This is a genomic window from Tessaracoccus sp. ZS01 (genome assembly GCF_022342445.1).
In the GTDB taxonomy this organism is placed as follows: Bacteria; Actinomycetota; Actinomycetes; order Propionibacteriales; family Propionibacteriaceae; genus Arachnia.
Genome location: NZ_PQFE01000013.1, coordinates 69,345 through 77,924, shown reverse-complemented (window position 1 = coordinate 77,924; position 8,580 = coordinate 69,345). Strand labels below are relative to the sequence as shown.

The window sequence follows — 8,580 nt, the reverse complement described above, 5'->3', positions numbered from 1 at the left end:
GCCCCAGCCCTTCGCCCGCCCCCGCGACGACGACGGCTGCGCCCGCCACCACGGCGCCGGTCACCACTCAGGCGCCCCCGCCGCAGACGGCACCGCCCGTGGAGACCGCACCCCCTGCCACCCAGGCGCCTCCGCCGCCAGACCAGGGCGACATCGAGGGGGCCGCGCAGTCGGCTCAGGCGGCGGCCGATGAGCTCAGCACCGCCGTACGTGAAGCCTTCACGGGCGGCAACCTCGACAACGACGCGCGCAAGGCCGTCGACGCCGGCCTGCGCGACCTCTCCAGCGCGCTCCGCAGCGGCGACGAACAACTGGCCAGCGACGCCATCTCCGCAGTGGACCAGGCCCTCAGCGATTCCGGTCAGAAGGATCAGTTCGAGGGGCTCTACGAGCGGTTGAAGGACCAGGTCGACAGCTGGGACGACTTCCTCTAGGTCCCGTGCGGCCGAGAATCGAGGCCCAGGAGCGGGCGCAGGTCGTCCAGGTGGGCGACTGAGTGCTCGGCGGCGTCGTCGACGGGAGCAGCAGGCGACTCCACCGTGGCCGCCGTCATCCCCGCCGCCATGGCGGCTTCCGCGTCGATCGGCCGGTCGCCCACGCTCAGACAGTCCGCCGGGTCCAGCCCGTGCCGCTCCATCATCACCCGGTACATCTGGGGGTTGGGCTTGCGTGGGTGACCGTCGGAGGTGGAGATGAGGTCGTCGACGACGAGGCCCAGCCCGTCGAGCAGCGTCTGGGCGGAACTGCGGTCACGGTGCGTCACGACGAGGTTGAGGCCGCCCGCTGCGGTGACATCGCGCAGGAGTTCGCGGGCGCCGGGCATGGCGGGCGGGGGAGCCGACTTCCACCGCTGCTTCAGAGCGGCCTCGACGTCCTCGAACTCCGATTCCGGCAGGTCGAAGCGTCCGCTCAGCGCGGCGATGGCCTCCCCCGTCGACCTACGCGTCAGCACCGCCACCTCTGAATCCGTCAGCTCGAAACCGTGGTCGCGCACCACGCCGGCCAAGGCCGCGTCGAGCGCCGGGTAGGTGTCGACGAGCGTCCCGCCCAGGTCCCAGAAAACATGCATCACGTCTCTCAGCGTAAAGGTGCACGCACCAGGCGACCCCCGGGTTTGTCACAATCGAGAGATGATCATCGCACTCGACGAACCCGGCTGGCCGACCGCGGACTGGCCGCTCGGAGCAAGCCCTTCCGCAGAAGGCATCACGTTCGCCGTCCACGCCCCGGCCGCCACCCGCGTCCAACTGGAGATCTACCCGGAGGCGCTGGGCGCCGACGCGTCCCACACCTTCCTCCCCGCCCAGGGGCCGGATGGGATCTGGCGCGCCAACATTCAGGGTCTCCCCCTCGGTGCGCTGTACGGCTACCGGGTCTGGGGCCGGAACTGGCCCTACGTCGACACCTGGGAGCCCGGCACGGAGGAGGGCTTCGAGGCGGACATGGACGAGGACGGCAACCGGTTCAACCCGAACAAGGTGCTGTTCGACCCCTATGCGCGCGAGATCAGCCACAACGTCTTCTCCGACAGCATCCTCGAGCACGGCAACGATGAGGTGTTCGGCACCGGCGCGGCGGAGGTGGATCCCACCCCGGCGGCCGAGGACGTCGCGCCCGAGGAACCGCTGCCCACGCGGCGCTCGGTCGACACCGCCCGCCAGGCCCCGAAGGGCATCGTGATCACCGATTACACGCCCATCGCCGCAAAGCCCCATCTACCCGCCGAGAAGTCGTCCATCTACGAGGTCTCGGTGCCGCAGCTCACCGGGCACCCGTCCGTCTGCCGTCTGGGCGAACTGCTGAAGGACGAGCCCGGCTACGAAGGCGTCGACAGCATCCCAGACGAGTTCCGCGGCACCTACAAGGGCGCCGGCTTGATGGCGCCCTACCTGAAGGCGCTCGGCTTCACCACCGTCGAACTGCTCCCGTTGCAGCAGACCAACGCGTCTGAATCCGCGCGCCGCGGCTACACCAACGCCTGGGGCTACATGACGCTGAGCTACTTCGCCCCCCACCGCGGCTACGCGTCGGACCAGAGCTACGGCGGCCCCACTCGCGAGTTCAAGGAGATGGTCTCCGCCTTCCACTCCGTCGGCATGGAGGTCTACCTCGACGTGGTCTACAACCACACGGCGGAGGGCGGCAACTGGGACGGCGACGTCAACAGCACCGGTTTCACCTCGCTGGGCGGCTTCGCCACGGCCGACTACTACCAGATGACCGCGGATTACGTGCTGGTCGACGGAGCCACCGGCACCTCCAACCAGCTCAACTTCTCGTCGGACGCCGCCTGCCAGCTGGTGCTGGACTCGCTGCGTTACTGGACCACGGACATGGGCGTCGACGGGTTCCGCTTTGACCTGGCCACCGTGCTGGGCCGCAAGCCCGACGAGGCGCACCCGGAGGACTGGGCCAACCAGAGGCGGTTCTTCACGGACCACCCGTTGCTGGTGGCGATCGCCGACTTCGCCGCCAGCGAGCACATCGAGGTCATCGCGGAGGCGTGGGACCTGTGGGGTTACGAGGTGGGCAACTTCCCGCGCGGCTGGGGCGAATGGAACGGCCGGTACCGCGACGCGGTCCGCCGCTTCAGCAAGGGCGACGCCAACATGCGTGACTTCCTCGACATGATGAACGGCGACTACCACCACTTCCATGATTCGGGTGGCGCCCAGAAGTCCATCAACTTCGTCGATGCGCACGACGGCTTCAACATGGTGGACCTCGTCAGCTACCAGGAGAAGAACAACGACCAGCCGTACCCGTTCGGGCCCTCCGACGGCGGCTCCGACAACAACCTGTCCTGGGATTCGGGTGGCTCCCAGGCGCTGCGCCGCCAGCGGGTGCGCAACCTGTGGACCATCCTGTTCTTCTCCCGCGGGGTACCCATGGTGGTGGCCGGCGACGAGTTCGGCCGCACCCAGAACGGAAACAACAACCCCTGGGAGCTCGACTCGCTGGCCATGCTGAACAACTACGCCATGATCCCGACGGCGGCGCCCCACCTCGTCGACGTCGAGGCAGGCGTCGACGCGGCCTACCACGACAACTTTGGGCGCTTCGACAACCAGGACGATGCCAACTCGCTGTTCCGGTTCGCCACCTTCATCGCCAATCTCCGGCAGCGTCACGAGTCGCTGCAGCAGACCCACTGGGGTGACCTCATCCCCGACAACAGGGACGTCAGTTACCTGTTCTCCACGCCGACGGGCGACGGTTACCCGGAGGAGGGCCACCGGGCGGTGGCGGTGCGCATCAACAACCCCGGCGACGACTTCTGGGTGCTGCTCAACATGGCCGAGCACCCCATCGAGTTCACGTTGCCGGTGCCCGCCGAGGGGTGCGTGCTGCGCCGCCTCATCGACACCGCGTCGTGGGCCGAGCCCGCGCACAACTACTGGCAGGAGGGCGAGGGCATGATCGTGGACGGGGCCACCACGGTGGAGCCCTGGGCCATCGTGGTGCTTCAGGAGGGCGTCCTCGAGCCCCGCGACGTGCCGGTGTGGGAGGACTGAGGCCGTGGCCGATCGACCCCAGCCGCCCCGGGAAGGGCCACACTAGGGACATGAGCACTCTCGCCGTGATCTTCAACCCCACCAAGATCGACCGCGCCGACCTCGAGGCGGTTGTCGAGCCGGCGCGCGCCGAAGCGGGCTGGGGGGAGGTCCTCTGGTTGGAGACCGAGGAGGACGACCCCGGGGTCGGGATGGCGCGGGAGGCCGTCGAGAAGGGCGTGGACGTGGTACTCGGCGTGGGCGGCGACGGCACCATCCGCTGCGTCGCCGAGGGGCTGCGCGGCAGCAAGGTGCCGCTGGCGCTCGCGCCGCAGGGCACGGGCAACCTGCTCGCCCGCAACCTGGACCTCACCCTCGACAATCTGCCGGAGTCCGTCGACGCGGCCTTCAACGGAAAGCCCCGCAAGGTGGACCTCGGCATCGCCCACTGGGTCCGCCCCAACGGCGACACCGAGGAACGCGTGTTCCTCGTGGCCGCGGGGGTGGGGCTCGACGCGCAGATCATGTCGACCACCGACGAGAAGTTGAAGAAGCGCGTGGGCATGCTCGCCTACGTCAAGGCCGGCGTCGAGGCGGTGTTCCGCAACCACCGCATGCGGCTCACGTACCGGCTCGACGAATCCGAACCCGAGCGCGCCCGGCTGCACACCATCCTGATCGGCAACTGCGGTTCCATCGGAGGCAACGTGCTGTTGCTGCCGGACGCGGCCGTCGACGACGGGGTGCTCGACGTGGTCGGGGTCCTTCCCCGAGGTGTCTTCGGCTGGCCCAGGGTCGCCTGGAAGGTGCTGGTGGACAACGCCATCCTGCACCGCACCCGCAGCGAATTCGTCCGCAAGCAGCGCGACCGCAGCCGCGAGCTGAACTACCAGCAGTGCCGCGAGATCGAGATCACCTTCCACCGGCCGGAGGAGATCGAACTCGACGGCGACCACTTCGGCGAGATCACCTCGCTCCTGGTGCAGGTGGAGGACGGTGGGCTGCTCGTCCAGATGCCGGCCGACTGGACCCCCGAAGAGGAGTGAGCCGGCCCCCATTTCCCCCTGATCCCGGCCTGCAGACCTGTTGCTGACCGTGCCCGCGCCGCATACTTCAACGCATGGAACTGCTGCCAATGACCTTCGCCTCGGGCTGGGCCTCGGGCATCAACGCGTATGCCACGGTGTTCATCCTCGGCATCCTCGGGCGCTTCCTGAACACCGGCGGTGTCCCTGAGGGTTTCCAGCGCACCGACGTCCTGATCGTCATGGGCATCCTCGCGCTGGTGGAACTGGTCGCCGACAAGGTACCGGTCATCGATTCGGTCTGGGACGTGCCCTCCACCGTCATCCGCCCGGTGGCGGGCGCGGTGATCGGCGCCCTGATCGCGGGCGCCAACGGCGACCTCCTCACCATCTCGCTCGCCGCCGTCGGCGGCGTCACCGCCCTGCTCAGCCACCTCTCGAAGGCGGGGATCCGGCTGGCCGTCAACAGCTCACCGGAGCCGGTCTCGAACGTGACGGCCTCGGTCGCCGGCGACATCGGGGTGGTCGGCGTCACCACCCTCGCCGTGCTGTTCCCCGTCCTGGCGGCGGTCGTCGCCGCGGTCCTGCTGGCCCTGATGATCTGGCTCGCGTTGGCGATGATGGCCAGGATCCGACGCGGGTGGCGCTGGCTCAAGCAGCGCTGGACCGCACCGCCGGCGGCCGTCTAGTCGGATCGACGGCGGCGCACCCAACCGAGCACGACCAGCGCCAGCAACGCGACCGCTGCCACCCCCAGCGCCGTGTAGAGGACCGCCGGGCTGCCGTTGTCGGGGCCGGGGGAGGGCGCAGTCGAGGAGTCGGCCGACGGGGTGAGCACCCTCGGCTCGCCCTTCGCGGTGGTCAGTTCCGCCGCCATGGCGTCGTTCATGGGGCCGGTGCCGTCGCAGAGGTCCGAGCGCCACACGCCGTTGTCGTCGCGGGAGAACAGCGCGATGGTCATGCCCTCGGAGAGGCCCTCCAGGCCGCAGCTCGCGCCGCTGACCGGGGAGAGGACGGCCACCTGCGGGGCCTCCGGGCCCTTCCACAAGCGGGTGAGTTCGACGGTGTAGGTCGCGTCGTCCATGGAGCTCTGCGGGTTCTCGGGCCGGTCCACGCCCACCACGATGCCCTCGGCGACGAGATCCGCGCTCTCGGCGTGTTCGGTGACCGACTGCGCCACGCAACTGCACGCGGCGGCGCGCGGGGCCTGCTGCCAGCTCACGACGCCGATCCCGGCGAGCAGCAGCAGCACCATCAGCATTGACCGTGTCCTCATCCCCCAAGTCTGGCGCCGTGGGCTCCGGCCGGACCGGTGCCGCGGGCAACAGCAACCGGATTGTTATCCCGGGGCTTGTCACGGGCGGGCGGTAGGTTGGCGGTGACCAGAGAGAAGGGGCGACCATGTCAGAGCTGACCATCCTCCACAACCCGCGCTGCTCCACGTCGCGCGCCGCGCTCGAGGCGGCAGAGGCCTCGCCGTTCGCGCTCACCGTGCGCAACTACGTCAAGGTGCCGCTCACCGAGGAGGAGTGGCTCGACGTGATCGCCAAGCTCGACGCCCACCCCACAGACCTGGTCCGCCGCGACGCCAACTTCAACCGCAGCACCTTGTCCGACGACGACGTCCGCACCGCTGAGCAGGTGGCCAAGGTGCTCGCCGAGCACCCGGAAATGGCGCAACGCCCCGTGCTGATCCGCGGCGACCGCGCGATCATCGGGCGCCCCAAGGCCACCGTCGCGCCGTTCCTCGCGGACTGAGCCGGCTGCCGGCGGTCACGCTTCAGCGATGACGTCCTCGACGGCGGCCCAGTCGCGGTTGAAGGCCTCGGCCACCGGCTGCGACGTGAGCTGCCCGGCGTGCGTCGCCAGGCCCTTCGCCAGCGCTGCGTCGAGCCGCATGGCTTCGCGCCAGCCGTGCTCGGCGATCCGCTCCACGTAGGGCAGCGTCGCGTTGGTCAGCGCCCAGGTGGAGGTGTTGGGCACCATCGCGGGCATGTTGGCCACGCAGTAGAAGGTGGAGCCGTGCACCTGGTAGGTGGGGTCGTCGTGCGTGGTGGGCCGGCTGTCCTCGAAGCAGCCGCCCTGGTCGATGGATACGTCCACCAGCACGGAGCCCGGCTTCATGGTGGCCACCATCTCGTTGGTGACCAGGCGCGGCGTCCGGCCGCCCGGGATGAGGACGGTGCCGATCACCAGGTCGGCCTGCGCCAGGTGCTCGCGGATGGCCATGTCGGACGAGCGGAGGCCGTGCACCCGGTTGTTCCAGCGCCAGTAGGCCTGACGCAGCTTGTCGATGTCGGTGTCGAGCACGGTCACGTCCGCGTTCATGCCCAGGGCGGTGTTGACGGCGTTCTGGCCGGCGGTGCCGCCGCCGAGCACCAGCACCCTCGCGTTGGGCACGCCCGCCACGCCGCCCATCAGCACGCCGCGGCCGCCCTGCGTCTTCATCAGGTGGTACGCGCCCATCTGGGGGGCGAGGCACCCCGCCACCTCGCTCATGGGATAGAGCAGGGGGAGCAGGCCGTTGGGCTGCTGCACCGTCTCGTAGGCGATCGACGTGGCGCCGGAGCCGAGTAGGGCGTCGACCAGGGGTTCGTCCGCGGCCAGGTGGAGGTAGGTGAAGACGGTGAGGCCCTCGCGCAGGTGACGGTACTCCGCGGCGACGGGCTCCTTCACCTTGAGGACGAGTTCGGCGTCACCCCAGACGCGGTCCACGTCCGCCACTACCGAGGCGCCGGCGTCGCGATACGAGTCGTCGGTGAAGCTGGAGCCCACTCCGGCCCCTGCCTCGACGACGACCTGGTGCCCGCTATGGGTGAGTTCCTGGACGCCGACGGGGGTGATGGCGACCCGGTTCTCGTTGTTCTTGACCTCGCGGGGGACGCTGATGCGCATAGGGGATTCCTTCCGGTATCCGCTCAGGCTAGCCGCCGGTTTGTGGGGGCGTGGCCGATGGCGGGCAGATGCCGGAGGGGGGGCGGAATTTCGCATCGGTGAACGAGGGCTGAGAGTTCTCAGTCGGCGTCGGGGCGCCCAGCGGTAAACGCGCTTGTCGGGGTGACCGATCGCCTCGAACCTGAAGGTAATCCTGAGAAATTCTTTGGAAAAGGGGCCGCGGGGTGTTAACGTCATCCCGCTACTTCGAAAGGACCCCCTCCATGCTGAAGCGCCTCCTAGCCGCAGCCTCCGCGGCCGTCGTCGGTCTCGGGCTGGCCCTCGTGGCCCCGCAGACCGCGCAGGCCGTCGAGACGAACATGTACACGACGCCGGGCAATCACCTTGTCAACGGCCGGTACTGGAAGACCTCCTGCGACAAGTACTCAGACACCGTCGTGCGGTGCCGCACCGAGATCTGGACCACCAAGGTGGCCACGGTCCAGGGCCAGCACGTCCTGCACAACGGGTGGGTGTTCAACAACCTCACCTACCTCCCCTCCGGCCGTGACCAGTGGGTGGGCAACCCCCTCGCCGCCGGCGGCAAGCCCGGCGGCACCCGCACCTGGACGGCCACGGACGGCCGCCAGTGGCGCACGGAGTGCGACACCGCCGCCACCGGCCGCAACGGCTGCCGCACCTACGCGCTGACCTCCGTGGTAGCCCACGACGACGGCGCGTTCGTCACCGAGAACCAGTGGCAGTTCAACAACATCATCCAGTTCGCCACCACCGGCACCCCCGCCGTGACGACCATCCCGGCCGCGGCCCCGCCGCTGGCCGGGGTCCCCGTCGAGACCGCCCCGCAGCTGCCAGCCAACCAGCGCATCGACCTGAGCCGCGCCGCGACGTGGGACCGGATCGCCCAGTGCGAGTCCGGCGGCCGCTGGAGCATCAACACCGGCAACGGCTACTACGGCGGCCTGCAGTTCAACCTGCAGACCTGGCGCTCGGTCAACGGCGGCGACTTCGCTGCCTACCCGCACCAGGCCACCCGCGAGGAGCAGATCACGGTGGCCAACCGCCTCTACGCGCAGCGCGGCTTCCAGCCGTGGAGCTGTGCCTGATTCCCCCTCCCTGAAGTAGCTGACGAACCCCCGGGCGCAATGCCCGGGGGTTCGTTGCTT

Annotated in this window: 9 protein-coding genes; 6 read left to right on the top strand and 3 right to left on the bottom strand. The window is 69.4% G+C overall.

Annotated features, from left to right (window positions below; translation table 11 throughout):
- Positions 1 to 434: hypothetical protein (locus tag C3E87_RS11300; RefSeq protein WP_198928296.1), on the top strand; the 434-nt coding region annotated here is incomplete at its 5' end.
- Here the strand turns inward: C3E87_RS11300 and C3E87_RS11295 are convergent.
- A complete protein-coding gene (locus C3E87_RS11295) occupies positions 431 to 1,069 on the bottom strand; it encodes an HAD-IA family hydrolase (protein ID WP_076062878.1) in 639 nt (212 codons plus the stop codon). The genes C3E87_RS11300 and C3E87_RS11295 overlap by 4 nt on opposite strands.
- A gap of 61 nt (positions 1,070 to 1,130) precedes the next feature.
- Here C3E87_RS11295 and C3E87_RS11290 point away from each other — a divergent pair, with 61 nt between their 5' ends.
- From C3E87_RS11290 to C3E87_RS11280, 3 genes are all read left to right on the top strand, one after another.
- Positions 1,131 to 3,515: an alpha-amylase family glycosyl hydrolase gene (locus C3E87_RS11290; RefSeq protein WP_076062876.1), complete on the top strand. Its 2,385-nt coding sequence runs from the start codon at positions 1,131 to 1,133 to the stop codon at positions 3,513 to 3,515.
- A 50-nt stretch (positions 3,516 to 3,565) separates the two neighbouring features.
- Positions 3,566 to 4,540 (top strand): diacylglycerol kinase family protein, encoded by a 975-nt coding sequence (locus C3E87_RS11285; protein ID WP_076062874.1) that lies wholly within the window; start codon positions 3,566 to 3,568, stop codon positions 4,538 to 4,540.
- 74 nt (positions 4,541 to 4,614) lie between these two features.
- Positions 4,615 to 5,208 carry a DUF4126 domain-containing protein gene (locus C3E87_RS11280; RefSeq protein ID WP_076062872.1) on the top strand — a complete coding sequence of 198 codons (594 nt, stop codon included), beginning with the start codon at positions 4,615 to 4,617 and terminating at the stop codon, positions 5,206 to 5,208.
- Here the strand turns inward: C3E87_RS11280 and C3E87_RS11275 are convergent.
- The gene (locus C3E87_RS11275; protein ID WP_143571009.1) at positions 5,205 to 5,795 is read right to left on the bottom strand and encodes a hypothetical protein; all 591 of its coding nucleotides are present in this window, start codon (positions 5,793 to 5,795) and stop codon (positions 5,205 to 5,207) included. The two genes, C3E87_RS11280 and C3E87_RS11275, sit on opposite strands and share 4 nt — an antisense overlap.
- Positions 5,796 to 5,920: 125 nt before the next feature.
- Here C3E87_RS11275 and C3E87_RS11270 point away from each other — a divergent pair, with 125 nt between their 5' ends.
- Positions 5,921 to 6,277 carry an ArsC/Spx/MgsR family protein gene (locus tag C3E87_RS11270; RefSeq protein WP_076062866.1) on the top strand — a complete coding sequence of 119 codons (357 nt, stop codon included), beginning with the start codon at positions 5,921 to 5,923 and terminating at the stop codon, positions 6,275 to 6,277.
- 15 nt (positions 6,278 to 6,292) lie between these two features.
- On the opposite strand, the gene ald is transcribed toward C3E87_RS11270, so the two are convergent.
- Positions 6,293 to 7,414, bottom strand: coding sequence for an alanine dehydrogenase (gene ald, locus C3E87_RS11265; protein WP_076062863.1), 1,122 nt, complete (start codon positions 7,412 to 7,414; stop codon positions 6,293 to 6,295).
- Between the two features lie 263 nt (positions 7,415 to 7,677).
- Here ald and C3E87_RS14755 point away from each other — a divergent pair, with 263 nt between their 5' ends.
- Positions 7,678 to 8,520: a transglycosylase family protein gene (locus tag C3E87_RS14755; RefSeq protein ID WP_143571008.1), complete on the top strand. Its 843-nt coding sequence runs from the start codon at positions 7,678 to 7,680 to the stop codon at positions 8,518 to 8,520.
- Positions 8,521 to 8,580 lie beyond the last annotated feature (60 nt).

Bases quoted from the DNA above. Each gene is read 5' to 3' on its own strand.
- C3E87_RS11295 (WP_076062878.1), bottom strand. From the start codon at position 1,069: ATGCATGTTTTCTGGGACCTGGGCGGGACGCTCGTCGACACCTACCCG.
- C3E87_RS11290 (WP_076062876.1), top strand. From the start codon at position 1,131: ATGATCATCGCACTCGACGAACCCGGCTGGCCGACCGCGGACTGGCCG.
- C3E87_RS11285 (WP_076062874.1), top strand. From the start codon at position 3,566: ATGAGCACTCTCGCCGTGATCTTCAACCCCACCAAGATCGACCGCGCC.
- C3E87_RS11280 (WP_076062872.1), top strand. From the start codon at position 4,615: ATGGAACTGCTGCCAATGACCTTCGCCTCGGGCTGGGCCTCGGGCATC.
- C3E87_RS11275 (WP_143571009.1), bottom strand. From the start codon at position 5,795: ATGAGGACACGGTCAATGCTGATGGTGCTGCTGCTGCTCGCCGGGATC.
- C3E87_RS11270 (WP_076062866.1), top strand. From the start codon at position 5,921: ATGTCAGAGCTGACCATCCTCCACAACCCGCGCTGCTCCACGTCGCGC.
- ald (WP_076062863.1), bottom strand. From the start codon at position 7,414: ATGCGCATCAGCGTCCCCCGCGAGGTCAAGAACAACGAGAACCGGGTC.
- C3E87_RS14755 (WP_143571008.1), top strand. From the start codon at position 7,678: ATGCTGAAGCGCCTCCTAGCCGCAGCCTCCGCGGCCGTCGTCGGTCTC.